At 70.2% G+C, this 26,063-nt stretch carries 20 protein-coding genes, 4 tRNA genes and 1 other RNA gene; 12 read left to right on the top strand and 13 right to left on the bottom strand.

The features are described from left to right. Positions 1-48 precede the first annotated feature (48 nt). From ACFWU9_RS14915 to purS, 5 genes are all read right to left on the bottom strand, one after another. Positions 49-873 (bottom strand): META domain-containing protein, encoded by an 825-nt coding sequence (locus tag ACFWU9_RS14915; protein ID WP_384318208.1) that lies wholly within the window; start codon positions 871-873, stop codon positions 49-51. Between the two features lie 72 nt (positions 874-945). Continuing rightward, positions 946-1,740, bottom strand: a complete 795-nt coding sequence (locus ACFWU9_RS14910) for a sterol carrier family protein (RefSeq protein WP_384318207.1) — start codon at positions 1,738-1,740, stop codon at positions 946-948. Between the two features lie 147 nt (positions 1,741-1,887). Further along, positions 1,888-4,170 carry a phosphoribosylformylglycinamidine synthase subunit PurL gene (purL, locus tag ACFWU9_RS14905; protein ID WP_384318206.1) on the bottom strand — a complete coding sequence of 761 codons (2,283 nt, stop codon included), beginning with the start codon at positions 4,168-4,170 and terminating at the stop codon, positions 1,888-1,890. Next, the gene (gene purQ, locus ACFWU9_RS14900; RefSeq protein WP_384318204.1) at positions 4,170-4,850 is read right to left on the bottom strand and encodes a phosphoribosylformylglycinamidine synthase subunit PurQ; all 681 of its coding nucleotides are present in this window, start codon (positions 4,848-4,850) and stop codon (positions 4,170-4,172) included. The genes purL and purQ overlap by 1 nt, the downstream gene beginning before the upstream one ends. Further along, entirely contained in the window at positions 4,847-5,092 is a 246-nt protein-coding gene (gene purS / locus ACFWU9_RS14895) for a phosphoribosylformylglycinamidine synthase subunit PurS (RefSeq protein WP_078076409.1), read from the bottom strand. Before purS ends, purQ begins: the two co-directional genes overlap by 4 nt. A 398-nt stretch (positions 5,093-5,490) precedes the next feature. Here purS and ACFWU9_RS14890 point away from each other — a divergent pair, with 398 nt between their 5' ends. From ACFWU9_RS14890 to ACFWU9_RS14855, 8 genes are all read left to right on the top strand, one after another. Next, entirely contained in the window at positions 5,491-5,817 is a 327-nt protein-coding gene (locus ACFWU9_RS14890; RefSeq protein WP_384318202.1) for an Lsr2 family protein, read from the top strand. Between the two features lie 125 nt (positions 5,818-5,942). Then, a tRNA-Gly gene (locus ACFWU9_RS14885) sits at positions 5,943-6,014 on the top strand. A gap of 40 nt (positions 6,015-6,054) precedes the next feature. Further along, positions 6,055-6,127, top strand: a tRNA-Gly gene (locus tag ACFWU9_RS14880). A 167-nt stretch (positions 6,128-6,294) separates the two neighbouring features. Then, entirely contained in the window at positions 6,295-7,287 is a 993-nt protein-coding gene (locus tag ACFWU9_RS14875) for an ABC transporter ATP-binding protein (protein ID WP_384318200.1), read from the top strand. Continuing rightward, on the top strand, positions 7,284-8,096 hold the full coding sequence (locus ACFWU9_RS14870) for an ABC transporter permease (protein WP_384318198.1): 813 nt from the start codon (positions 7,284-7,286) through the stop codon (positions 8,094-8,096). The genes ACFWU9_RS14875 and ACFWU9_RS14870 overlap by 4 nt, the downstream gene beginning before the upstream one ends. 139 nt (positions 8,097-8,235) lie before the next feature. Next, positions 8,236-9,777 carry a sensor histidine kinase gene (locus ACFWU9_RS14865; RefSeq protein ID WP_384318196.1) on the top strand — a complete coding sequence of 514 codons (1,542 nt, stop codon included), beginning with the start codon at positions 8,236-8,238 and terminating at the stop codon, positions 9,775-9,777. Then, positions 9,774-10,421 carry a response regulator gene (locus ACFWU9_RS14860; protein WP_384318194.1) on the top strand — a complete coding sequence of 216 codons (648 nt, stop codon included), beginning with the start codon at positions 9,774-9,776 and terminating at the stop codon, positions 10,419-10,421. The genes ACFWU9_RS14865 and ACFWU9_RS14860 overlap by 4 nt, the downstream gene beginning before the upstream one ends. Before the next feature lie 22 nt (positions 10,422-10,443). Next, positions 10,444-10,516, top strand: a tRNA-Gly gene (locus tag ACFWU9_RS14855). 60 nt (positions 10,517-10,576) lie between these two features. On the opposite strand, the gene ACFWU9_RS14850 is transcribed toward ACFWU9_RS14855, so the two are convergent. The 6 genes from ACFWU9_RS14850 to ffs all read right to left on the bottom strand — a co-directional run bounded on the left by ACFWU9_RS14850 (position 10,577) and on the right by ffs (position 20,411). Then, positions 10,577-11,476, bottom strand: coding sequence for a phosphoribosylaminoimidazolesuccinocarboxamide synthase (locus ACFWU9_RS14850; protein ID WP_384318192.1), 900 nt, complete (start codon positions 11,474-11,476; stop codon positions 10,577-10,579). Between the two features lie 110 nt (positions 11,477-11,586). Then, positions 11,587-13,044 carry a N,N-dimethylformamidase beta subunit family domain-containing protein gene (locus ACFWU9_RS14845; protein WP_384318190.1) on the bottom strand — a complete coding sequence of 486 codons (1,458 nt, stop codon included), beginning with the start codon at positions 13,042-13,044 and terminating at the stop codon, positions 11,587-11,589. A 1,343-nt stretch (positions 13,045-14,387) separates the two neighbouring features. Beyond that, complete coding sequence (locus ACFWU9_RS14840) at positions 14,388-16,244, bottom strand: hypothetical protein (RefSeq protein ID WP_384318188.1); 1,857 nt, start codon at positions 16,242-16,244, stop codon at positions 14,388-14,390. Positions 16,245-16,623: 379 nt separating this feature from the next. Continuing rightward, positions 16,624-17,880 (bottom strand): phosphoribosylamine--glycine ligase, encoded by a 1,257-nt coding sequence (gene purD / locus ACFWU9_RS14835; protein ID WP_384318186.1) that lies wholly within the window; start codon positions 17,878-17,880, stop codon positions 16,624-16,626. A 110-nt stretch (positions 17,881-17,990) separates the two neighbouring features. Then, complete coding sequence (locus ACFWU9_RS14830; protein ID WP_384318184.1) at positions 17,991-20,270, bottom strand: DNA polymerase III subunit gamma and tau; 2,280 nt, start codon at positions 20,268-20,270, stop codon at positions 17,991-17,993. A 42-nt stretch (positions 20,271-20,312) separates the two neighbouring features. Further along, positions 20,313-20,411, bottom strand: an RNA gene (ffs, locus tag ACFWU9_RS14825) — signal recognition particle sRNA small type. 72 nt (positions 20,412-20,483) lie between these two features. Between ffs and ACFWU9_RS14820 the strand changes: the two genes are divergently transcribed. Continuing rightward, positions 20,484-20,571: transfer RNA gene (locus tag ACFWU9_RS14820), tRNA-Ser, on the top strand. A gap of 80 nt (positions 20,572-20,651) precedes the next feature. On the opposite strand, the gene ACFWU9_RS14815 is transcribed toward ACFWU9_RS14820, so the two are convergent. Then, entirely contained in the window at positions 20,652-20,792 is a 141-nt protein-coding gene (locus ACFWU9_RS14815) for a hypothetical protein (protein WP_384318182.1), read from the bottom strand. 1,698 nt (positions 20,793-22,490) lie between these two features. On the opposite strand from ACFWU9_RS14815, the gene ACFWU9_RS14810 reads away from it, so the two are divergent. After that, complete coding sequence (locus tag ACFWU9_RS14810) at positions 22,491-23,381, top strand: HNH endonuclease (protein WP_384318180.1); 891 nt, start codon at positions 22,491-22,493, stop codon at positions 23,379-23,381. A 556-nt stretch (positions 23,382-23,937) separates the two neighbouring features. After that, positions 23,938-24,426 carry a DUF4265 domain-containing protein gene (locus tag ACFWU9_RS14805; protein ID WP_384318179.1) on the top strand — a complete coding sequence of 163 codons (489 nt, stop codon included), beginning with the start codon at positions 23,938-23,940 and terminating at the stop codon, positions 24,424-24,426. Positions 24,427-24,558: 132 nt separating this feature from the next. On the opposite strand, the gene ACFWU9_RS14800 is transcribed toward ACFWU9_RS14805, so the two are convergent. After that, complete coding sequence (locus ACFWU9_RS14800) at positions 24,559-24,921, bottom strand: hypothetical protein (protein WP_384318177.1); 363 nt, start codon at positions 24,919-24,921, stop codon at positions 24,559-24,561. Between the two features lie 124 nt (positions 24,922-25,045). On the opposite strand from ACFWU9_RS14800, the gene ACFWU9_RS14795 reads away from it, so the two are divergent. Continuing rightward, positions 25,046-25,294, top strand: a complete 249-nt coding sequence (locus ACFWU9_RS14795; RefSeq protein WP_384318175.1) for a hypothetical protein — start codon at positions 25,046-25,048, stop codon at positions 25,292-25,294. The last annotated feature ends 769 nt before the right edge of the window (positions 25,295-26,063 follow it).

The raw sequence follows: 26,063 nt of genomic DNA, 5'->3' as shown, positions 1-26,063 counted from the left end.
CGGCCCGCCCGGGGAGGTCCTCCTTCACCAGCGAGAACCGTGCCCGCACTACTTCGCCGGGGCCCCCGCGCCGGCGTTGAATCCCTCGCCGCCGGCCGTCCTGAGGGTCAGCTCACGGTGGTGCACCTCATACGTGACCTTGCCCTTGAGCACCTTCATCAGCTCCCGCTCCACGGACATTCCCGGCTCGGGGCAGAGCTTCCGGGTCGCCCTGAGGGGCCCGAAGGTGATCGTGGAGCCCGCGACCTTCGCGGGCGCCGAGAACCCGTTGCAGCCGAGGTTGCCGCTCACGGTCCCGTCCTTGGCGAAGGTGAGGGTCGCCTTCGGCGTCTCCCCCTTCTTGCCCTTGGGCAGCGAGCGGGCGGTCCCGTCGGAGACGAGACTGTCGACGGCCCATCCGGTGCCGACGAGCGGGGCCGGCTTCTCGGCGGACATGGCGATGGAGTCGCCTCCGGCCCCGGTGAGGGTGAGCTTCTTGTCCTCGACCTTGGCCTTCAGCTTGCCCGAGAAGGCGCCGCCGAGAGCCTCCTCGAAGGTGCCGAGCATCCCCGGGCAGCCCTTCAGCGTCGTCGGCAGCCTCTCACCGACGGTGATCGTGTCGCCGTCGACGGTGACCTTCGCTGCGACACCGTTGCAGCCGGTCCGCGCGCTGGCCGTGCCCTTGGAGTCGATCTCGAAGGTGGCCCCGGCGGGTACCGCGATCTTCTTGCCGTCGACGTTGAGGCTCTCGATGGTCCAGCGCACATCGGTCAGGGACGGATCGGTCCGCACCTCCCCGGCGCCCTCTCTGCCGGAGTCCGTGCCGCAGCCGGCGAGGGCGATGAGCGCCAGGGTCGTGAGGGCGGTGACGTTGGTCAGTGGCTGTTTCCGCATACCGCTGGGACGGAGCAGGCCCGGGTCCGGTTCCGTGCGATCGCCGCGCCGGACCGGCCGGACCCGGTCGGCTCAGCTCATGACCGGGAGCAGTCCGCCGAGATCCGCGCGCTCGCCGCTGGCGCTGACCTGCGCCGATGCCAGGGCCTCGGCCCATGTCGTACGTCCCGTCGCGAGCCGCAGCCAGGTGACCGGGTCCGTCTCGACGACGTTCGGCGGGGTGCCGCGGGTGTGCCGGGGTCCCTCCACGCACTGCACGACGGCGTACGGCGGGATGCGCACCTCCGTGGAGGCCCCCGGCGCCTTCTCCGCGAGCGCGTCGGCGAGCAGCCGTGTGCACGCGGCGAGCGCCTGCCGGTCGAGGGGGATGTCGAGCCCGGCGGCCCGGTTCAGGTCGTCGGTGTGGACGACGAGCTCCACGGCGCGCGTGACCAGGAAGTCGCCGAGGGTCATCGCGCCGACCCGGACGCCGATCAGCCGGCCGGGCGGCGTGTCCCCCAGCAGCTCGGCGATCCGGTCGGCCGTGCGCTCGAACAGCTCGGCCGGCTCGGCGGAGGCCGCGTACGCCTTGACGTCGTCCGAGATCGGGACGGCCACCGCGGCGGTCGCGAAGGCCCACTCGGGCAGTCCCACCTCCGCGACGGGCGGCGCGGGCTGTTCCAGCGCGCGGCCGACGCTCTCGACGCCCATGCACAGATGCGCGGTCAGCTCGCGTACGGTCCAGTCGCCGAGACCGGCGGGGAGGGCGAGCTGCCCGGGGGTGAGGGCGGCGACGGCTTCGCGCACGTGCGCGAACTGGGTGAGGACCGCGGTACGGGTCTTGTCGGAGTCGTAACCGCGTTTCTTGCGCTTCTTGGCCGGGGGCATGACCGGGAGGCTAATCGAGCCGGCCGCGCGGCGAGCCCTCCGGCCGGGCCCGGACGCCGAGGGCGTACGTCCGGGGGCATGAGGAGGCCCCCGCCCGGTTCAGTGTGCGAACCGGACAGGGGCCGAGGCGGGACGCGGGGCCCGGGGTCAGGCCAGCAGCGCCTCGATCGTGCCCTCGTGGGCGGAGCGCAGTTCGCTCAGCGGGATGCTGAACTCGCCCTGGACCTCGACGTCCTCGCCGTCGACCACACCGATCCGTGTCGCGGGCAGCCCGCGCGCCCCGCACATGTCGGTGAAGCGCGTCTCCTCGCTGCGCGGCACGGCGACGACCGCGCGCCCCGCCGACTCGCTGAACAGGAACGTGAAGGCGTCGCCGGTGGTGGACCCGCTGACCGACGACGAGTCCGGCACGACCAGCCGCGCGCCCTTGCCGCCCCGCAGGCACGACTCGGTGACGGCCTGGATCAGACCGCCGTCGCTCAGGTCGTGCGCCGCGTCGATCATGCCGTCGCGCGAAGCCGAGATCAGGATCTCGCCGAGCAGCTTCTCCCGGTCCAGGTCGACCGTGGGCGGCAGTCCGCCCAGATGGTCGTGGATCACCTGCGACCACGCCGACCCGCCGAACTCCTCGCGGGTCTCGCCCAGCAGATAGAGGAGCTGGCCCTCTTCCGCGAAGGCGATCGGCGTACGGCGCGTGACGTCGTCGATCACGCCGAGCACGGCCACCACCGGTGTCGGGTGGATCGCGGTCTCGCCGGTCTGGTTGTAGAGCGAGACGTTGCCGCCGGTGACCGGGGTGCCCAACTGGAGGCAGCCGTCGGCCAGTCCGCGGGTGGCCTCGGCGAACTGCCACATGACCGCCGGATCCTCGGGCGAACCGAAGTTCAGGCAGTCCGAGATGGCGAGCGGCGTGGCACCGGAGGCGGCGACGTTGCGGTACGCCTCCGCCAGCGCGAGCTGCGCGCCCGCGTACGGGTCGAGCTTGGCGAAGCGGCCGTTGCCGTCCGTCGCCATCGCCACGCCGAGGTTCGACTCCTCGTCGATCCGGACCATGCCCGCGTCCTCGGGCTGCGCGAGCACGGTGTTGCCCTGGACGAAGCGGTCGTACTGGTCGGTGATCCACGCCTTCGACGCCTGGTTCGGCGAGGAGACGAGCCGCAGCACCTGTTCGCGCAGCGTGGCCGGGTTCGCGGGCCGGGCAAGCTTGTTGGCGTCGTCGGCCTGGAGCGCGTCCTGCCAGTCGGGACGGGCGTACGGCCGGTGGTAGACCGGGCCGTCGTGCGCGACCGAGCGCGGCGGCACGTCCACGATCTGCTCGCCGTGCCAGAAGATCTCCAGCCGGGTGCCCTCGGTGACCTCACCGATGACGGTGGCGATGACGTCCCACTTCTCGCAGATCTCCATGAACCGGTCGACCTTGTCGGGCTCGACGACCGCGCACATGCGCTCCTGCGACTCGCTCATGAGGATCTCCTCGGGCGAGAGGGAGGAGTCGCGCAGCGGCACGGTGTCCAACTCGACCCGCATACCGCCGGATCCGGCGGACGCCAGCTCGCTCGTCGCACAGGAGAGGCCCGCGCCGCCGAGGTCCTGGATACCGGCGACCAGCTTCTCCGCGAAGATCTCCAGGGTGCACTCGATGAGGAGCTTCTCCTGGAACGGGTCGCCCACCTGGACAGCCGGGCGCTTGGCCGGTCCGGTCGACTCGAAGGTCTCGGAGGCCAGCACCGAGACGCCGCCGATGCCGTCGCCGCCGGTGCGGGCGCCGTAGAGGATCACCTTGTTGCCGGGGCCCGACGCCTGCGCGAGGTGGATGTCCTCGTGCCTCATCACGCCGATGCAGCCGGCGTTGACCAGCGGGTTTCCCTGGTAGCAGGGGTCGAAGACGACCTCGCCGCCGATGTTCGGCAGGCCCAGGCAGTTGCCGTAACCGCCGATGCCCGCGACGACACCGGGCAGCACCCGCCGGGTGTCGGGGTGGTCGGCCGCGCCGAAGCGCAGCGGGTCCACGACGGCGACCGGGCGGGCGCCCATGGCGAGGATGTCGCGGACGATGCCGCCGACACCGGTGGCCGCGCCCTGGTAGGGCTCGATGTACGAGGGGTGGTTGTGCGACTCGACCTTGAAGGTGACCGCGTACCCCTGGCCGACGTCCACGACGCCCGCGTTCTCGCCGATGCCCACGAGCATCGCGTCGCTGGCCGGGGCCTTGTCGCCGAACTGCTTGAGGTGGACCTTGCTGCTCTTGTACGAGCAGTGCTCCGACCACATCACCGAGTACATGGCCAGCTCGGCGCCGGTCGGCCGGCGCCCGAGGATCTCCCGGATCCGGGTGTACTCGTCCTCCTTGAGGCCGAGTTCCTTCCAGGGCTGGTCGACGTCGGGCGTCCCCGCCGCGTTCTTGACGGTGTCGAGGTTCTTGATCGTCATCAGGCGCTTACCAGCTTCTTCAGGATCGAGGTGAAGAACCCGAGCCCGTCGGTACGGCCCGTACCGATCAGCGGTTCCACGGCGTGCTCGGGGTGCGGCATCAGGCCGACGACGTTGCCCGCCGCGTTCGTGATGCCCGCGATGTCGCGGAGCGAGCCGTTCGGATTGCCGTCCAGATAGCGGAAGGCGACCCGGCCCTCGGCCTCCAGCTCGTCCAGGACGCTCTCGGCGGCCACGTACCGGCCGTCGATGTTCTTCAGCGGTACGGAGATCTCCTGGCCGGCCGTGTAGTCGGCGGTCCACGCGCTCTCCGCGTTCTCCACCCGCAGCCTCTGGTCGCGGCAGATGAAGTGCAGATGGTTGTTGCGCAGCATCGCGCCCGGCAGCAGATGCGTTTCGGTCAGGATCTGGAAGCCGTTGCAGATCCCGAGGACCGGCATGCCGCCCTTCGCCTGCTCGATGATCGTCTCCATCACCGGCGAGAAACGGGAAATGGCGCCGGCCCGCAGATAGTCGCCATAGCTGAATCCGCCCGCCAGGACGACGGCGTCGACCTGCTTGATGTCCTTGTCGCGGTGCCAGAGCGAGACGGGCTCGGCTCCGGCGATCCCGACTGCGCGAAGACTGTCGCGGTCGTCGAGTGTGCCGGGGAAAGTGACGACTCCGATACGAGTGGTCACGACTCCACCTTTACGACGAAGTCCTCGATGACGGTGTTGGCGAGGAACGTCTCGGCCATCTCATGGATGCGGGCGAGGGCGGCCTCGTCGACCGGGCCCTCCACCTCCAGCTCGAAACGCTTTCCCTGGCGGACGTCCGCGATCCCGTCGAAACCCAGCCGGGGCAGTGCTCGCTGCACTGCTTGTCCTTGCGGGTCGAGGATCTCCGGCTTGAGCATGACGTCGACTACGACGCGTGCCACTGGCACTCCCGGTGGTGTGGTGCGGCTGTGTGCAGCTGTCTGCGGCTGTGGTTCTGACCGGGGAATCCCCCGACCCCCCGAGTCCCATCAGCGTACCCGTACACAAAATCTACGCGGGTAGATATGCGGGTGCCGCCGGACTCCCCGACGATCTCCGTCGATATCGCACCGCGAGACCGCACGGAAAAATCCCGGAAAAAACTCGCCTCCGCCATTGCCGTCGGACACGCTGATGCAATTGGCTGGGCTTCACAATGCGACGCGGTTCGCTGTACAAAGGAATAGAGCAGAAAGTCGCATTGCTCCTAAACAGCCGGAAGGCCGGTATCGCCGCACGTCAGCCATGTTTCAGAAGCACGGGCCGACGGAGCGGGTGCCGCACGAAAGGACCGATATCCGTGGCGCAACGCGTAGTGGTCATGCTCTCCGACGACATCGACGGCGGAGAAGCGGCGGAAACGGTCTCGTTCGGCCTCGACGGGAAGTCGTACGAGATCGACCTCAATCCCGCCAATGCCAAGAAACTGCGCAAGGCCCTGGCCCCGTACCTCGCGGCGGGCCGGCGACAGACCCACGCCGGCCGGAACCGCAAGCCGTACCGGCACACGGCGCTCGCGCCCGACCCGGCGGCCGTACGCGCCTGGGCGCTCTCGCACCGGATGGAGGTGCCGGCCCGGGGCCGTATCCCCAAGCGCGTCTACGAGGCGTTCCGCGAGGCGAGTTGAGACACCGGCCGCCGGGGCGGCCGGACGGGCACGCCGGGAACGGAGTTGCACTGCACCCCCGGCGATCGGCTAGAGTCTGGAGCACGCCGAAGGGCAAGGCCGAAAAGCCGAACCCGACGCAGCGTGCGGGTGTAGTTCAGTAGTAGAACGCCCCCTTTCCAAGGGGGAGGCGCAGTGTGCGATTCCTGTCACCCGCTCTGCATCACATCGAGGCTGTTTCTCGGTGGGCGATGCACTGCGGACGTAGCTCAGTTGGTAGAGCGCAACCTTGCCAAGGTTGAGGTCGCCAGTTCGAACCTGGTCGTCCGCTCCGAATCGAAGGCCCCGGTCACTTCTGACCGGGGCCTTCGTCGCGTGTGGACATCGGACGCGGAGGCCTCACGTCCCCGGCGTGGTCCGCGCACCGATGACATTTGTCATGAGCACTGATGACAGCGCGCACTGCTCCCGGGCCCGATCCGGCGGAAACCTTGAGGCATGACACGGACTCGGGGAACCCACAGGACGAGCACGGCAGACGGCAACGTCATCGAGGTGGAGCGGCTCCGGCGCACGTACGCCGGAGGATTCCAGGCGGTGAACGAGATCTCCTTCAGCGTCGGGGAGGGCGAGCTGTTCGCGCTGCTCGGCACCAACGGCGCGGGCAAGACCTCCACCGTCGAGATGCTGGAGGGCCTCACCCGCCCCAGCGGCGGCACGGTGCGCGTCTTCGGACGCGACCCGTACACGGACAGGGCCGAGGTACGGCCACGCACAGGCGTGATGCTCCAGGAAGGCGGCTTCCCCAGCGATCTGACGGTCAAGGAGACCGTACGGATGTGGGCGGGCTGCACCAGCGGGGCACGGCCCGCCGACGAGGCGCTCGACCTCGTGGGGCTGAGCAAGCGCGCCGGGGTGCGGGTCAAGCAGCTCTCCGGCGGTGAGAAGCGGCGCCTGGACCTGGCGCTCGCGCTGCTCGGACGGCCGGAGGTGCTGTTCCTTGACGAGCCGACGACCGGTCTGGACGCCGAGGGGCGCCGGGACACCTGGGAGCTGGTGCGGGAGCTGCGCGACGCCGGCACCACCGTGCTGCTGACCACCCACTACCTGGAGGAGGCCGAGGGCCTCGCGGACCGGCTGGCGATCATGCACGCGGGCCGGATCGTGGTCTCCGGGACACCGGCGGAGGTGACCGCGACCAGGCCCGCCCGGATCCGGTTCATGCTGCCCGTGGGGGTCGAGCCGGGGCATCTGCCGCTCACGCTGCGCGCGGCGGCGGACGGCCGGCAGATCGACATCCGTACCCAGGAACTCCAGCGGGATCTCGGTGAACTGCTGCGCTGGGCGGACGAGTTCGGCGTACAGCTCGAAGCGATCGACGCCCGGTCGGCCTCGCTCGAAGAGGCGTTCCTGGAGATCGCGGCACAGCGCACCGGGGCAGACGCCGCCGGCGCGTCCCTGGGCGAGACCGGAGAGGCGGTAGCAGCATGAGCACGGCAGTCGCACAGAACCGGGAGACGGCCGCCGAGGGCGGGACGACGACCGCCACGGGGCGTCTGAGCGCGCTGGGGCGCGCCGAGCTGGCCCTCTTCGTACGCAACAGGACCATGCTCTTCATGGCCCTCTTCATGCCGATCATGCTGATCTTCTCGACCAAGGCCTCGCTGCAGAACGTCGATCTGGGCGGGACCGGGCTGAGCATCACCGAGGTCGCGCTGACGGGCGGCATCGGCATGGTGCTGCTCATGGTCGTGTACATGAACCTCACCTCGGCCTACACCGCGCGGCGCGAGGAGCTGGTGCTCAAGCGGCTCCGTACGGGCGAGGTCGCCGACCGGGAGATCCTGACCGGGACCGCGCTGCCGTCGGGCGCGCTGGCGCTCGTGCAGTGCGTCCTGCTGGTCGTCGTCGGGGTCGCGGTCCTGGACGTGAGCTCTCCGAAGCGGCCCGAGCTGCTGGTCCTGGGTGTGCTGGTGGGCATCGGGCTCATGGCGGCGCTGGCGGCGGCCTCGGCCGGGTTCACCCGTACCGTGGAGAGCGCGCAGATCAGCACCCTGCCGATGCTGCTGATCTCGGCGATGGGGTCGGGGCTGTTCGTGCCGCTGGAGGCGCTGCCCGACAAGGTCGCCTCGGTCTGCGAGGTGCTGCCGATGACCGGGGTCGTGACCCTGGTGCGGGCCGGCTGGCTGGGCGGCGCCTCCGGCGGCGATCTGCTGACGGCGGGACTGAATACCCTGGTCTGGACGGCGCTGGCGGTGTTCGCGGTCAAGCAGTGGTTCCGCTGGGAGCCGCGGCGCTGATCGCGGGGCGGGGGACGGGGCGGGACGCGGGGTGGCGCGGGCAGGACACGCGGTGGCCGGGGCGGGACACGCGGTGGCCGGGGCGGCGCCGGGGCAGGGTTACGGACGAGGACAGGGACACGAGCCCGGGAGGGTCGACATGGTGAGGATGCGGGCGCCGGGCTCATGGGCCGGGAGGAGCAAGCCGGCCAAGGTCGAGATCTACACCCGCTGGTCCTTCCACTCCTTCGCCCTGATCGAGGTGGGGCTCGTCGGCCTGCCGACCCTCTCGCGCGCCGGGTCCCCCGTGGGCGGGTGGTGGCTGCTGCTCGTCTCCGCCCACGCCGTCGTGAGCGCCGTCGCCAGTTCGTACGCCCTGTCCTGGGCGCTCGGCAGGCGGGCCCGGCCGGTCCGGCTCATGGTCGCGACGGGCGTGGTCACCGCCGTCGGCATGGTGGCCTCCATGAGCGTGTTCCCCAGGGAACCGAACGTCAACGACGCGCAGTCCGTGGCCTATCTGCTGGTCACCTTCGCCGGTTTCGGGGTCGGGGCGCTGGCTGTCGCGGTGCGCCGGGTGCGGAGCATGCTGCTGTGCGTGCTCGCCGCGCTGGGGATCGTGGTGGCGTCGGGACTGGTGTTCCGGCTGCCGGTCGGCGCCATCCTGGCCAGCCTCATCGGGGTGCTGGCGGCGACGCTCGCCCTGGTCTTCGCCTGCGGCTTCTCCGTCTGGCTGGTCAAGTCCGTGTGGGACCTGGACGCCGCCCGGGAGCTCCAGGCCCGGCTCGCCGTCGCCGAGGAGCGGCTGCGCTTCGGGCGGGACATGCACGACGTGATGGGCCGCAATCTGGCGGTGATCGCGCTCAAGAGCGAACTCGCCGAGCAGTTGGTACGGCGCGGCGGCACGGAGAAGGCCGCCGAGCAGATGGCCGAGGTGCAGCGGATAGCGCGGGAGTCGCAGCGCGAGGTACGGGCGGTGGTGCGGGGCTACCGGGAGGTGGATCTGCACACCGAACTGGAAGGCGCGCGGGGCGTGTTGGAGGCCGCGGGGATCGGGTTCCAGCTGGCTCTGGAGGGCGCGGGGGCGGCCTCCGGGGCGACCGGCGGAACCGTCCCAAGCGGCGGCGAAGAGCCTTCGGAAGGGCTGGCCGGCGGGGCGGGTGACCGGTCGGGTGACCGGGCGGCCGGCGGGGCGAGTGGCGGGCTGTCCGGCGCGGCGGGTGGCGCGGCTTTCGACGGGCTCGCCGGGAAGCTGACTCCCCCGGTGCAGTCGGCCCTCGGATGGGTGGTGCGGGAGGCCGCGACGAACGTGCTGCGGCACGGGGACGCGCGGCACTGCACCGTACGGTTGTCAGTACGGGAAGGCGGTGAGGCGGTGCTGGTCGTGGAGAACGACGGGCTGCCCGAGCAGGGCGTTCTGGTCCGGGCAGGTTCCGGTGGCACGCCGAGGACGGCCGGGGCCGGGCTCGCCGGGCTGCGCGAGCGGCTGGCCACGCTGGGCGGCACGCTCGACGCGGGCCCGGTGGCCGGCGCGCGTTTCCGGCTCACGGCGCGGGTGCCGCTGCCGGCATCGACGCCGACACCGACACCGACACCGACGTCGTCCACGTCCACGTCCGCGTCAGGAGAAGCCGTGCCGGCCGTCCACGCGAGCGCCGCCGAGCCGGTGGCGCCGAGGCCCGTCTCGGACGAGGTGATCGCGTGAGCGGCACCGGACAGGCACGCGACGCCTCGTCGGCCGCTCCCGTACGCGTCCTCCTCGCCGACGACGAACATCTGATCCGCGGCGCCTTCGCCGCGCTCCTCGGGCTGGAGGACGATCTGACCGTCGTCGCCGAGGCCGCGTCCGGGCCCGAGGCGCTGGCGATGGCGCTGGCGCACCGCCCGGACGTCGCCGTACTCGATCTCCAGATGCCGGGCGCCGACGGTGTGAAGGTCGCCACATCGCTCCGTGTCGAACTGCCCAGCTGCCGCACGATGATCGTCACCAGCCACGGCAGGCCGGGCCATCTCAAAAGGGCCCTGGCCGCCGGGGTGCGCGGCTTCGTGCCGAAGACCGTCAGTGCCCTCCAGCTCGCCGAGATCATCCGTACCGTGCACGCCGGAAACCGGCACGTGGACCCGGAGTTGGCCGCCGACGCGATCGCCGCCGGGGACTCGCCGCTGACCGTCCGCGAGGCCGAGGTGCTGGAGCTGGCCGCCGACGGCGCGCCCATCGCCGACATCGCGGCGTGGGCCTCGCTGTCGCAGGGCACCGTACGGAACTATCTGTCCTCCGCCGCGTCCAAACTGGGGGCTTCGAGTCGGCATACGGCGGTGCGTCTCGCCCGCGAGCGGGGTTGGGTATAGTGGATGTCGCGCCACGGCGCATGCGGACGTAGCTCAGTTGGTAGAGCGCAACCTTGCCAAGGTTGAGGTCGCCAGTTCGAACCTGGTCGTCCGCTCAGCACAGGAACCCCCGGCCGGATCACCGGCCGGGGGTTCTTCGTCGTTCGCGTGGCCGGCTACCAGCGGGTGCCGGTGAGGAGTTCGTACGCCTCCAGGTACTTGGCGCGCGTCGCGTCCACGATCTCGTCCGGCAGCTCCGGCGGCGGCTGCTCGCTCGCCCGGTCCCAGCCGGACGCGGACGAGGTCAGCCAGTCGCGTACGAACTGCTTGTCGTACGACGGCTGCGCGTGCCCCGGCTCCCAGCCCGCCGCCGGCCAGAAGCGCGAGGAGTCGGGGGTCAGCACCTCGTCGGCGAGCACCAGCCGGTCCTCCGCGTCGAAGCCGAACTCGAACTTGGTGTCGGCGAGGATGATGCCCCGGTCGCGGGCGATGTCGCGGGCGCGGCCGTAGATGTCGAGGGTCGTACGGCGCAGCAGCGCGGCGGTCTCCGCGCCCACCTGGCGGGCGACCTCCTCGTACGACACGTTCTCGTCGTGCTCGCCGACCGCGGCCTTCGTGGCGGGCGTGAAGATCGGCGCCGGGAGTTCGGAGCCGTCGACCAGGCCCTCGGGGAGGGCGAGTCCGCAGACGGTGCGGGTCTGCTCGTACTCGGCGAGGCCCGAACCGGTGAGATAGCCGCGGGCGACGCACTCGACCGGGGTCATCCGCAGCGACCGGCAGATCAGCGCCCGGCCCTCCCAGTCGGCGGGGGCGCCGTCCGGGAGGTCGGCGGAGATGACGTGGTTGGGCGCGAGATCGCTGAGCCGGTCGAACCACCAGAGCGAGAGCTGGGTCAACACCCGCCCCTTGTCGGGGATTTCGGTCGGCAGGACCCAGTCGTACGCGGAAATGCGGTCGCTGGCGACCATCACGAGATCGCCCGCCTCGTTCCGGTACAGGTCGCGCACCTTGCCGGTGTGCAGATGCACCAGACCCGGGACCTGTGGCGGCTCGGGCTTCTCTACGAATCCGGACACGGTTCCTCGTTCCTCGCCGTGGGTGTTTCCGATTCCGATTCTCCCGTATGCCCGGAGTCGGGCGTGCGCGGGGGCGAGGGGGCTTCGCGGGCGCCGGGTCCGCTTCCCGCTCAGTCGCGCTTGCAGATGCGGTCGAGGAGGTTCGCCGTCGCCCGCTGGACGCGCGCGTCGACATGGCCGGGGCGGTCCAGCGCGGGCGACCACGCGAAGGTCCCGGAGGCGAAGACGAGGGCGCCGGAGGGGGCGCGGTAGAGCGAAGTCTCCTGGTGGCGAAGGGTGTTCTCGCCGTCCCGGTACGGCGAGTGGGCCAGCAGCATCCGCTCGTCGTGCTCCGGCAGGGCCGTACGCGGGAAGTAGCGGTCCGCCTCGCCGGCGACGAGGCCGGGGATCTCGTCGCCCTCGGAGGCGCCGGTGGCGTCCCAGAACCAGTGCTCCGCGTTCCGTACGACCATCGGGTGCGGTTCGGGGACCCGGCCCACGTACTGGATGCCCAGCAATCCCTGCTCGGGCCTGTCCACCTCCCGCCAGAGGGCGGGGCGGCCGGGGCCGCGGCGCTTGCGGCAGGTGAGGAGACGCCCGGGGACGCCGGAGGGCGACGGGCCCAGCTCGATCTGCCAGTACAGGGTGTTGGCGGAGAGGAAGACCAGGGAGGTGCCGTGCTCGCGCGCCCGCTCGACGGTTCGGCGCATGGGGATCGACCAGTACTCGTCGTGGCCCGGGAAGACCAGCCCCCGGTAGCGGGTCGGGTCGATCAGGCCGGCGTGCAGATCGCGGGCGTCCGCGTACGCGATGTCGTAGCCGTACCGCTCGGCCCAGCGGATGAAGTCGTAGGCGTGGCCGACATGGATGGGCAGGCCCGCGCCCGCGTACGGACGGTCGAAGGAGACGGTGCTCGCCGCGTCCTCCTCACCGAGGAGCCGCCCCTGCTCGTCCCAGGCGTGGTAGAGGCTGGCGCCGAGATGGCCGTCCTCCGGGTAGAGGTTGTACGCCTGCCACGTGATGTCGGGGAGCAGGAGGAGCAGATCGGCGGGGTGGCTGTCGCGGACCGTGAAGGGGATGTGGGAGCGGTAGCCGTCGGTGGTGGTCAGGACGGCGACGTACGCGCCCAGCGACCAGTACGAGGGGATCTGCAATCGCCAGGAGAGCCACCAGTGGTGGCAGGAGACCGTGCGCTCGGCGGCGAGCGGGGCCGGCTGGACGATCCCGGAGAGCCGGGGGCTGGTGGTGATCTTGCGGGCGCCCTCGCCGCCGTAATGCCCGATCCGGTAGACGTCCACGGAGAACGGCTGGGGTGGATCGACGGTGATGTGGAAGTCGATCGACTCGCCGGGCGCGGCGGCGCCGGTGGAGGAGAAGCCCTTGATCTGGCAGTGCACGTCGTCGGCGGTGCGGGGGCCGCCCCGGTCGCGCCCGAGCGCCGGGTCCGCGTACCAGGGGACGACCTGGCCGGTGTCGTCGAAGTAGGTCTCGCTGCCGCGCAGCCAGGGCACCGGTCCCTGGCCGAAGGGGTCGGAGACGGCGTGGGCGAGCGCGCCGGACTCCCAACGTCGGATGTGATCGGCGCACATTGGCGCGCCCCTCCCTGGATGCCCCGTGCAGGTGCTGTTGGTCGATCGACTGCCGCCGGGCGGGCCGCCGTTGGGCGGACCGGGCCGGCGTCGGTCTCCAGCACATCACATAACGCACGCGCTCCGTCACCGTTCGTCGTGAATGGAAGTGACAGGAAGGGGACGGAAGGTACGAGAAGCCTCCGGAACAACCGCCTCCGGATGGCGGGTTGGGGCGGGCCGACGGCTCAGGACGGAGCCGGGGCGGGGCCGGGACAGGGGCGGGGCGGCAGCGTGACGGGGCTGTTGACGGCCACGTTCGGCCTTGTCGGCGGCCGTGTCGGGGCGTGTCGATGGCGGGTCGACGGGTGGGGTCGGCCGCGGTCGGGCGGGCTCGGGCCACGTCGGTGGTCGTGGCCGACACGCGCGCGACCACGGGGAACGGTGGGGGACGGCCGTTCGACGGGGCTGCGGAAGGCTCGGGCGTGTCTACAGCCGGTCGACGGGAGCGGTCGGCCGGGCACGGGCCAGGTCGGTGGTCGCGGGCGACTCCCGCGTGCCCACGTGGGACGGTGCGAGAGGGCCGTTCGACGGGCCTCCAGAAGACTCGGGCGTGTCCGCAGCCTGTCGACGGCCACGGCCGGGCGCGCACGAGCCACCTCGGCGGCTGCGGCCGACACGCGCGTAACCACGTGGGTCCGAGCGGGACAGCCGTTCGACAGGCCTCAGGAAGGCTCGGCATGTCCACGGCCGACTGACGGCCACGATCGATCGCGGACGGGCCACGTAGGTGGTCGCGGCCGAATACGCGCGCGACCACGTGGGGCCGAGCGGGACAGCCGTTCGACAGGCCTCCGGAAAACTCGGGCATGTCCACAGCCGGTCGACGGCCACCGTCGGCCGCGCACGAGCCACGTCGGCGGCCGTGTCGGGGCAGTTGACGACCGCGGTTGGCCGCGCTCAAGCCACGTCGATGGCTGCGGCCACTACGCGCACGACCACGTGGGACGGAGCAGGACGGCCATGCGACGGGTCCCCGGAAAACTCGGGCGTGTCCACGGCCGGCTAACGGGTACGGTCGGCCGCGCACGGGCCACGTCGGCGGCCGTGTCGGGGCAGTTGACGGCCGCAGTCGGGCCAGGTCGGTGGTCGTGGTCGATACGCGCGCGACCACGTGGGGCGGAGCGGGACGGCCGTTCGACGGGTCCCCGGAAAACTCGGGCGTGTCCACGGCCGGAGCCCTTCGCGGGGGCGCGGGCGGCCGGCCCCCGTCGGGCCCTGTCGCGCGTTCGCGCGCCGGAGTGGGCGGCGGGCGGGCCGCCGGCTTTCACGCGGCTGTTTCGCGGGGCGCGTGGTGACCGACCTCACACCAGACGGACCGGTTTCTCCGGCCGTACGCCCGTCGCGGCCAGCCACTGGCGCAGCGGCTCACCGTCACCGTCCTCCACCAGGCTCAGCACTCCGCCCGCCAGATCCGTGCGGCGCTTGCCGTCCATCAGGAGCGCCGGGCCGTCGAGCCAGTCGAGGCCCGGGGCGGCGCCCGCCGTGTCGACCGCCGCGCAGCAGACCATCGCGGTGACATGGTCGGCGAGCAGCTCACGCCCCGTACGCGGCGGCATCAGCGGGAGCAGCGGCAGCGGGTCCGTCCCACGGAGCGCGAGAGCGTCTCCAGCGGCCTCGGCGGCCTGAGGAGCCGCCGGGGCGGGCGGCACCGCCTCGGCCTCCTCGCGGGCCACCTCGGCGCTGATCCCGGCCGCCAGGATCTCGCCCGCGTCCTCGCCCTGTCCGGCGAGATGGTCCATGACCCGGTCGAGCGTGGGCCCGGGCAGGGCGGCGTCGGCCGTGGGGTCGCCCGGCCGCGCGGGGCCGCGCACCCCCATGCCGTCCAGGACCCGGTGCAGCCTGGCCGCTTCCGTACGCCACTTACGGTCCACGACCTCCTCCGGATACTGCTGCCAGTCGACCGGGGACCAGTCGGGGCCCGAGGCGGCCGGGCCGCCGTGGAAGAGACGCGCGGCCAGCAGGGACGCGGCCTCGTCGACCAGGCCCGGCTCTTCGAGCAGATCGCAGGCGGGGCGCTCGCCGAGCCGGGTGGCGAAGCCCTCGGCCAGCCGGTCGCGGCGCGAGAGCTCGGTCAGCGCCGATACGACTCCGACGTCGAGCCGGGACGGCCAGCGGCCCATCCGCCAGGCGGGCAGGGCGACGCGGGTCAGCAGCCGGTCCCAGCCCGCGTAGGCGAGGCCGACCTGCTCCTGGGCGACGATCCGCAGGCCGTAGTCCACACTCTGCGCGCGCTCGGACGCGGCGGAGGCGACTCCGCGCTCCATCAGGGCGGCGTGCTCGGCGCAAGCGCGCAGCATCAGGCGGGCGATCCGGCCGACGACGGCGAACGCGGCGCGGCGTATCAGTCCCAGGTCCTTGCGGCCCGCGAGGGCCACGGCGGCGTCCAGGCCCCGTACGAAACGGCGGGCGGCGGCTATGTCGGGCTGCGACGCCGGTCCCGTACCGGCCACGACCGGCGCCAGCACGGCGCGCAGCTCGGCGACGCGCATCCACCACAGGAAGGGGGAGCCGATCACCAGGACGGGCGCGACGGGGACGGCGCGGCGCCCGGTGGCGGGGGTGCGGGAGGTGCCGGGGGTGCCCGGGACGCCTGGCGTGCCCGCTGGGGCGCCGGGGGCGCGTGAGGCGGGGGTGGTGCGTGAGGCGCGTGAGGTCCGGGGGTCGTGCGGGCCGGTCCCGGAGCCCGCGCCGTCTCCGTCCCCGTCTCCGGGTGGGTTGGTCGAGGCGTCGGCGAGGGCGTGCGCGGGGTGCGTACGGTCCTCCAGCCAGCTGTCGCAGTCCGGCGTCAGCGCTATGGACGAGGGCGCCGGCACGTCGAGCCGCTCGGCCAGCTCCCGTACCAGGCGGTACAGATCCGGGGCGGACCGCTCGTCGATCTCCACGGTGGGGCTGAGGGCGGGTCTGGCCCGGGCGATCACGGCCGCGACGGCGGCCGCGCACACCAGCACGACGATCGCGACAGCGCTGACGATCCAGCGCGCCGCGTCCCAACTCCCCCCGGTCAGACGGCCCGTGGCACCGCCCGCGAGCAGGATGACCGCCGCCGCGGCGGGCAGCAGAGCGACGGCCGCCGCCCTGCCGCGCACGCGCAGCACAGCGAGAGCCCGGGACCTGGCGCCCTGGGCGCCGATCTCCTCACCGACACCGGAACCGGACACGTCCGGATCTCACCCCCTCTGCCAGCACTGCGGCGGATTTGTTCACTCCCCCACTGTGGCACCCACCACTGACATCGCAATGCCGGTGGGCCAAGTGCCCGAACGCTTGCGCCGCACCATAGTTGGGGCCCCGACGGGGGTCATTCGGATGGGTCAACCGTCACCCGATGGAATGGCTTTGGTCAAAGGTGCTGACGTTGCCGATGTTTTTTGGTGGGGCGTCCGGGACGTGGCGGGGATGCCGTCGCGCGGCACAGACGCGGCATGCACGCGGCGCGGAAAGGTCCCCCGTCCGACCGGGCCGGAGGGGGACCTTGAGGAGGACGGCGAGGGGGACAGGGCCGCGTTTGTGCCCTCGCCGCCTCGCCGACGTGGGGGTTCAGGCTTCGGCGGCCTCGCGGGCGATGTCGGTACGGTGCTGCGAACCGTCCAGCCGGATCCGGTCGACGGCCGCGTACGCCCGATTCCGGGCCTGCGCGAGATTCTTGCCGGTCGCTGTGACGGACAGCACACGGCCGCCCGCGCTGAGGACCGTGCTGCCGTCGTCGGCCAGCCGGGTCCCGGCGTGCAGGACGTACGCGTCGGGCCCGTCCTGCGCGACGACGTCGGCCAGACCCTCGACGGGATCGCCGGTACGCGGCGTACCGGGATAGTTGTGCGAGGCCACGACGACCGTGACCGCCGCGTCGTCACGCCAGGCCAGGGCCGGCAGATCGGCGAGCCGGCCCTCGGCTGCGGCCAGCAGGACACCGGCGAGCGGGGTCCTCAGCCGGGCCAGTACGACCTGCGTCTCGGGGTCGCCGAAGCGGGCGTTGAACTCGATGACCCGCACACCGCGGCCGGTGATCGCCAGCCCCGCGTACAGGAGCCCGGAGAAGGGCGTGCCACGGCGGCGCAGTTCGTCGACGGTGGGCTGGAGGACGGTCTCCAGGACCTCGTCGACCAGTTTGGGGTCGGCCCACGGGAGGGGTGAATAGGCGCCCATGCCACCGGTGTTGGGGCCCTCGTCGCCGTCGAGCGCGCGCTTGAAGTCCTGGGCGGGGCGCAGCGGGAGCACCGTACGGCCGTCGGTGATCGCGAAGAGCGAGACCTCGGGGCCGTCCAGGAACTCCTCGATGACGACGCGTCCGCAGGCGAGCGCGTGCTCGCGGGCGGTGGCGAGGTCGTCGGTCACGACGACACCCTTGCCGGCGGCGAGACCGTCGTCCTTGACGACGAAGGGCGCGCCGAAGGCGTCGAGGGCCTTGTCGATCTCCTCGGGGGTGGTGCAGACGTAGCTACGGGCGGTGGGAACGCTCGCCGCCGCCATCACGGCCTTGGCGAAAGCCTTGGAACCCTCCAACCGCGCGGCCTCCGCGGACGGGCCGAAGCAGGCGATGCCCGCGTCCCGTACGGCGTCGGCGACCCCGGCCACGAGCGGCGCCTCGGGCCCGACGACGACGAGCCGGGCCTCCAGCTCCCCGGCGAGGCGGGCGACGGCGGCACCGTCCATGACGTCGACCGCGTGCAGCTCGGCGACTTCGGCGATACCGGCGTTGCCGGGCGCGCAGTGCAGAGCGGTGACGTCGGGATCGAGGGACAGAGAGCGGCACAGGGCGTGTTCGCGGGCACCGCCGCCGATGACAAGGACCTTCACGGGGGGCAGCCTAGCGGGGACGGGGGTGGGGGTCGGACGTGGTGGCTGGTGGGGGGGGGTGCCGGGGGGACCTGGCGGGGGGGCTTCTGCGCAGGACTGCCCAGGGGCGCCTAGTCGTTCGGGTATTCCTCGACGACGGTGGCTCCCAGTTCGCGGACGATCAGGTCGTGGCCCGAGAGCGCCGAGTCGACGAGGTCCGCGTCGTCCTCTTCAGGGATGTCGTCCTCGGGAGCGACGTGGTGAGGGGGCGGTGCGGCGGGAGCGTCCGACGGGCGGCGCTGTTCCGGCGGCGTACGGCCCGGGGCGGTGGCGGCGGGCGCGGGCGCGGCGGGGGCGTAGGCACCGGCCACCGCCGAACCGGAACCGGGTCCCGGGGAGGACTGCGTGGGCGGCTCGGGCCGCTGGGAGGGGGCCGGGGCGGGGGGTCTGGTGCCGCCGCCTCCGTCCCCGCCGCCGTAACCACCGGGAGCACCGCCACCGCCACCGTAGCCGCCGCCTCCGCCGCCGTAACTTCCGCCTCCGCCAGGGCTGTTGCCGCCACCGGGGGCGGGCGGCTGCGGGGTGCCGCCCGAGGGGTCGATGATCGCCTCGATCTTCCACTGCACATGGAACTGCTCGGAGAGCGCCTGCTTGAGCACCTCCTCGCTGCCGCTGCTCGCGAAGTTGTCGCGGGCGCCCGCGTTCAGGAAGCCGAGTTGGAGGGTCGTGCCGTCGAAGCCCGCGACCTGCGCGTTCTGACTCAGCAGGATCCAGGTGAAGCGGCGGCGGTTCTTGACGGCCTCCAGGATGTCCGGCCACATGTTCCGCACCTGGCCGGCGCCTTGAGCCATGGCGGGACCGCCGCCGTGGGCGGCCGGACCGGGGGGCTCCGGCGCCGCCGGGGCGGGAGCGGGGGCCGGTTCCGCGGCGGCGGGGCCGCGGCCGGGGGCCGAGGCGGTGGGCCAGCCGCCGGGCTTGCGGGGGGCCTCCGAGGCAGGAGCGGGGGCAGGGGCAGCCGCGCCGGGCCAGGCGCCCGGGCGGTTGCCGTTCGGGGGCCCGGGATCGGGGGCCGGGGCCGGCGTGGGTGGCTCGGCGGCAGGCGGCGGTGTGGGCGCCGGGCCCGGCGCGGCACCGCCCTGTGCGGCAGGCCGCGGCGCCGCCGGACCGTTGCCGGGGCCCGCCGCGTGGGCCTCGGGCCCGGGGACGTACCCCATCGCGGGCGCGGGCCCCCCGGTCGAGAACGCCGCAGCGGACACCCCCCGCTCCAGCCGGTCGAGCCGCGTCTGTACGGACCGCTCGTCGTCGAAGGCGGCGGGCAGCAGCACGCGCGCGCAGATCAGCTCCAGCTGAAGCCTGGGCGAGGTGGCGCCCCGCATCTCGGTCAGCCCGGTGTTGACGAGGTCGGCGGCCCGGCTCAGCTCGGCGGCCCCGAAGACCGACGCCTGGTCCTGCATCCGCTGGAGCACGTCGTCGGGTGCGTCGATGAGCCCCTTCGTACCGGCGTCCGGAACGGCGGCCAGGATGACCAGGTCCCTCAGCCGCTCCAGCAGGTCGGCGACGAACCGCCTCGGGTCGTTGCCGCCCTCGATCACCCGGTCCACGACCTCGAAGGCCGCAGCCCCGTCGCCCGCCGCGAAGGCGTCGATCGTCGAGTCGAGCAGCGAACTGTCCGTATATCCGAGCAGGGCCGTCGCCATGGCGTACGTCACACCGTCCTCGGCGGCACCCGCGAGGAGCTGGTCCATCACGGACATCGAGTCCCGCACGGACCCGGCACCCGCGCGCACGACGAGCGGCAGCACGCCGTCGGCCACCGGGATCTGCTCCTTGGCACAGACCTCGCCGAGATAGTCACGCAGCGTCCCGGGCGGCACCAGCCGGAACGGATAGTGGTGCGTCCGCGACCGGATCGTGCCGATGACCTTCTCCGGCTCGGTGGTCGCGAAGATGAACTTGAGATGCTCGGGCGGCTCCTCGACGACCTTCAGCAGGGCGTTGAACCCCGCCGGGGTGACCATGTGCGCCTCGTCGATGATGTAGATCTTGTAACGACTGCCGGCCGGCCCGAAGAACGCTTTCTCCCGCAGATCACGCGCGTCGTCCACACCACCGTGCGAAGCGGCGTCGATCTCGATCACATCGATCGACCCCGGCCCGGTCCTGGCCAGGTCCTGACAGGACTGGCAGACCCCGCAGGGCGTCGGTGTGGGGCCCTGCTCGCAGTTCAGACAGCGCGCGAGGATGCGCGCGCTGGTCGTCTTCCCACAGCCCCGGGGCCCGCTGAACAGGTACGCGTGATTGACCCGGTTGTTCCGCAGGGCCTGCTGCAGCGGGTCGGTGACATGCTCCTGCCCGATGACCTCGGCGAACGACTCGGGGCGGTAACGGCGGTACAGCGCTAGGGACGACACACCTACGACGATATCGGCCCGCTCCGACATCCCGCCCCCGCCAACGCGAACGCCCCTCACGCACCCGCCAGAGCCAACCTACCCTTGCTGCCTTCCGGCCCTGGGGGAGTTCAGTCAGATAGCGCCACGTGAGGGGCTGCGCCCACAGTACCCGATGCCCACCCCCGGCAACGAGTTCGCGAGCACCGCTCCACGTCTTGTATGGTTCGTCGCGGAGGATTCGCCTAGTGGCCTAGGGCGCACGCTTGGAAAGCGTGTTGGGGGCAACCCCTCACGAGTTCGAATCTCGTATCCTCCGCCATTGCTCTCACCGGGCAATAGTCGAAGGCCCGCCGTTGCTAGCGATGGCGGGCCTTCGACGTGTCCGTCTCAGTTTCCGTCTCATTCGTTCTGCGGCGGCTCCCAGAGCATGTCGCCAACCTGCTGCGCGACCTTCCGGAGCATGGGCCCGGTGATGTGCATGTACCGGGCGCGCATCCGGGCCGCTCCCCCAGGCTCCCAGCCCATGATCGAGTCGACCACGACGTCAGGGACTCCCAGTAGAAGCAGGACGATCGCGAAGCCATATATCTACCAAACGGACCCACCGTTCGCACGCGAAGCACCGCAGCCAGCAGGCAGATTGACACGCCAGCACCGATGCAGCCGCGTGCCCTCTCGGCTTCTGATCTTCTGGCAACCCAGAGGCGGCCAGCGGACGCCCAGGAACTCCGTCTAAGCAGGCGTCGACGTTCTCAATCTGACCAGCGCGCGGACCTCTTGATCACGAGCTGCGGTAATCACTCGGTCACCCAGAGGTCGGTACAGGAGCGAAGTACAGCAACCTCAGCAATCAACACCGCCCCGCAACGCGCTCAAGCGGCCTTGGTGCGACCAGAACGAACGACACTGACCGATCCCGCTAGAGCTACGGATCAGAAGGTTGCCGCCGTAGGTGTCGAAACGCGTCTCCATTTACAACAAGTGCCCGCGCACGGCGCGGGCTGACCCCTGGCCCCGGCCCTTTGCGCCTTCGGCGCCAGGCCGGGTCCCTGGGCCGCAGCGAGGTACGGCCCTGAGTCGAGAACCAAGCCCGCGGCTTCAAGACATGCCTCCGGCGGGGGCGCAGACTCCGGGATGGCCGGGGCGCCGTTCGCGAGTGCCGGCCGGAGCGTGGCGAGCGTCGTGGGGCTCCCATCCCGACCACCTTTGACCAGGCAGAGCCGAGCAGTCGCGGCCCAGGGCGTCAAGGTCGTTCGTACAGTGGCGCGCTCCACCTTGACGCCCTGGATCACGCCCGCTCCACGGTGTGTGGGTCGAAGGCGGACGGGATGGGAACTGGGTGAGTGGTGGGATGAGGCGGGTGGTTAAAGCAAGGGTCGCAGGGGCGAAAGAGCCTGCTGGGCATGAGACTTCAGTTCGACCGCATTGCGCGTCTGTTTTGCAACTGTCGAAGCGCGCTGTTCAGGGCTATCGCTGGGGCTTGTCACAGAACCAAGCACAAGCCCGACTTCCGCACTTACTATCGTGATCATCGCACCCATGTGCTCGTCGACGACTAGGTGATTTAGCTCGCTCAAGCGCTCTTTGGCATTCTGCAGACCGAGTCGTTGAGCCAACTCGCGTCCCTGTATGTGTAAGCGACCGTGCCGGATATGTCGATGACCTTGGCTAGTAGGCCAACGAGCTCCGCAGGCGGACCGCTCCTCCTCCACCTGTTGGCTTGGTGCTGGTTCCAAGCAGCCCACAGCCCCGCTGGCCCTCCGATAGCACCCACGACGCCACCCGTCGCCGCCAACCAATCCGTTACGCCCGACACGGGAGCCTCCCCACCCCGTGCCCCTGTCGAAGCTGATCCATGAAGGAATCGCCAGGGCCACGGCAACTTGGAAGATCATACGTAGAGCCCGGGAGCAACGCCTTGCTGTACAACAACGAAGTACAGCAACCAGCCCAACCGCAGCCGACCGCCCTCAGTCGACTGAAGCCGCACAGCCGTGTCAACAACCCCCAGCGACCACCCCGCCCGTAGTTCGCATCGAGGGGCAAGGTTCACAGGAGCGCGCCGGGCAGAGGCCCGTTTCCTGACCGTGGGGCGGGCCTCTCTTCGCGCGTGCCGTCGTCGTTGTAGTTGCCTCAACCCTTAAGACTCCACCGGCCTTGAGTTCGCCGAAAACTCGTGCACACTCCAAACCGTCAGGCAAGATTGGGTCGACGGCAAACAAGCCCAGGGGAGGGCGTGTGAGGGCAAAGAAGAACGAGTGGTTGACGCATGAATACTTTCGCACGTACCGGATTGCCAATGCAGTGGACACCATCATGCGTGACCCGTTCTCGCATTTGCGCCACCTGGAAGGGTTGACGGTAGACAACGGAATTTTCGACTTTCTTCCGCATTGGCAGAAGGATTCCGCCCTTCATAAATTCATCCGCTTCGTGGCTGATGAGATCCTGATGAATGATACTGACGGTCCAACGCGAGTTCCGTTCGGTCCTGACCATGTTTATCCCAATTGGATTCTTCCTGTTGATGCCGCGATGTTGCAGTATGGGATAATCGAGGAGCCGTTGTTCTTCGTCCCTGACGAGCCTGCCCCTCGGAGAACCCCCAGCAGTGAAGGTGACGCACCGGAACCCGGTGATCCGTACCACGTTGTCAATGCATGCTACGACTACCTCTTAAATCTGCGGTGGACTCAGGTTTACGAGGACCTCATGTCCCGCATAACCGACGAAGTCTTTTATGTGATGTTTCTGAACCGGCGAGCCTTGGCTAATTTGAACCAATTTCTTTCCGGGTATGTCGAGGAGGTTGCTAGCGACCATTTTAATGCGGACGAAGCGTCACTGGCAGAGCTCTTGGTGCGTGACGGAGAACTGAAGCGAGTTCGCCCCCCGATGTGGGCGCGTAGGGCCGTATTCTACCGCGATCGCGGCCGATGTACGTCTTGCGAAACGGACTTGTCGGGGCTCATTGATACCTTGAGCGTTGGCAATTATGACCATATGATGCCGCTTGCCCGAGGCGGACTGAATGACGTCACCAATCTCCAGTTGCTCTGCGAGAACTGCAACTCCAAGAAATCCGACAAAGTTGAGGACCCTAGTAATAGGTATCGTCGCTGGTATTGAGCCAGATCGTCAGGTTGGTGTCGACGACACTCACGGCAAAGCGCCGGGCCCGGGCAGTCCCTGGGCCGTCCGAGGCTGACGGGAGGCACCCACAGGTGACCACCCCCACCCCGCTCTAGCCTGGGCACCCCAAGTCGATCTGCGGCACTGGTACGACCATGCCTGTACCCGGAGAACTGAGCTGACGTGCGCTGATCGCGCTGAGGGCCGCGCCGGTGTGTGTCTAACTGCGTGACAACGCCGACGAACAACGGCGGTCGAGCACGGACGCTGGCGGTCCATCGGCGCAGGTGGGCGGCACGCCTTCCCAGGGCAGCATCCGTATCGAAGTTGGTTCGGGACGAAGCGGTCGTCGCCCAACCTCGTGCCCGATCCATGCCCGAAGGTGCGGTAAACCAACAGTCAACAGCGGGGGCCGGACCGAGCTCTACGGTTCGCATCAGCGTCCGTTGACGCTGGTCAGAGGGTTGCCCGTGCCCCTCGGGATCGGTGATTCCCAAGCTCAGAGCCGAGGGGTGGCGGCCGGCGGGACTGTCGTGTCGTGCACTCTGTCGTGATGACGACGATTGAACCGCACGTGAAGATCGGCTTTCGCCTTGAGGTCGATGAAGACGGCTGGCCCCCGGTCGGGGTGGAGAACGTGTGGGCCGTCGACCTGGGTGATGCGACAGCACGTCTGGCCAACACCCCGTGGTTCGTCCGTGGAATCGCAAACGGCGATGTGGTTCGCACTCACACCGACACCGAAGGGCGGCTCTGGGCCGGAGACGTGGTCCGGAACTCTGAGAACTGCACGATCCGATTGATCGTGCTCCGGGACGGCGGCTCCGCGGCAGCTCGGCAGAGCGTGCTCAACACCTTCTGGGAACTCCGTGTAGGTGGTGAGGGAGTGGATCAGTTCAGGATGATCGCTCTGGATGTACCCCCGGAGGCTGATCTCCTCAAGGTCCAACAGCTCTTGGACCATGGCGAGAGCAAGGGCTGGTGGCACGTCGAGGAGGGATGCGTAACCCCCGCGTGGACGACGACAAGAGAGTCGGCCTGACATCCAAAGCTGACATCAACGACGGCGGACAACAGCGGCACCGAACGGCCGTCGGCAACGTCATCTTCCATGGAGTGAAGGGGCGCGGTGGCTGCCGGGGCGAACTCCTAAAGCGGGTGTCGAGGACCGAGGTTATTTCTCTCGGTGCCGAGCGAACACCTGCTGCTGCTCGTCCCGCCAGGTCCAGTTAGCCGGTCGGGAAAAGGGCAGGCTTCGAGCAAGGCCGGAGAACTGGTCGGATGGCTCCCGGCTCGCCTTATTCACCACGATCGACGAGAGCATCGGTGCTCGTCCGTCCTCGTTACGGTAAAGGCAAACATCCTTGAGCAGGTAGGTCATGACTCCGCGGTGAGGCGGGATGGCGTCAAAGCCCCGCGCCGCCAGCTCGGCGCTCAACTCCCCGTACGTGATGGTCTGTCCCCGACAGGCCCACTCCCGCAGGATTTCCACAGCCGCTTCGACCGCTGCCGGGTATTCCGGGTCCTTAATCCTCATTGCCCCTCCCCATGGCGTGGCCACTGCCCAGCCTGCATACCGGCCAGACACCGGCTCGTTACTGCTACGGCGAACAAAGAGATCGTGCCAGAACCGTGCCAGATCGTGCAGGAGGATCCGTGAAGTGTTCCTGACGCCTGGTGCGTACGAGATCCGCCACCAGTTGGCCATCGTCCCACCACCGGAGATCGTGGAAGCCGCACGATCAGCGTTCGTGGTCCTGAGGGATACCCGAGACCTGCTCGTGGCAGGTGCCTCGGTCGACGACGCGGCCTATGTGGAGTTGGAGGAGAGGTTTGATGCTGCCGTGGCCGAGCTCCGCACCGGCATGCGCCGTAATCTTGGGGCGGCAAAGTCGATCACGGCACGATGACACGCAGCCCGGCGGGCAGTAGCCCGTAGCCGCAGAAGGCTCGCACCAGATGCGCACCGGTTGGTACGGCGAACCACGGTCAAGGGCGGCTGCCGAAACAGTGCACCCTTCCAACCCAACGGCTACATAGCTGCTGGTCAGATGGTGTGCTGGCACGGCATTTCCTGCGATTCCCAAGCTCAGGGCTTCGGCCACCGGATACGCGGTGGCCACCTGACGCGTGGTTCTGTAGCTTGCCCACGTGACCCACAACCGAAGGGGCAATGCCGCGTAAGCGCCCGTCAGCCCTGCGGGGCGACGTCCCTATCCGCCCGCGGAGGCAGCGACGGTACCCGTTCATTGATCGCCTTTCAGGATCTTGCACAGCTGACCTGCGCCGGCTGGAGCGGGCCCGCTTCTGGCCCGAAGCCACAGAAGAAGCGTTCTGGCACTGGCAGGTTTATGCCCATGGCCCCCTCAGACAACTTGTAGACCACTCGCAGGTCCCGATTGCGGCATCCCGGAGTGCGGGTGTTACGGCGCTGATTTCCGCGAGCACCTCGAAGCCGTGCTTCACTCACTGCCCAGGAAGAGCGCGCGTGAGTTGCGCGCCCTCGTGTGGGCCCTCGACCGGAAGATTCTTGCAAGGGCCAAGGTCATCCCGGCTGACAGCCTGGACGTGCCATGGTGGCGAGGTCAGCTCTAAAACCATGGGTAGCCCTCTCAGTTTCCGTCTCATTCAGCCCTGTTCACGGCCGTTCAGGCGAGACCCTCAGCCGTCCCCGCGTCG

This window comes from Streptomyces sp. NPDC058653, from assembly GCF_042716895.1.
Classification (GTDB): domain Bacteria; phylum Actinomycetota; class Actinomycetes; order Streptomycetales; family Streptomycetaceae; genus Streptomyces.
This window is presented reverse-complemented; position numbering and strand designations above follow the sequence as displayed.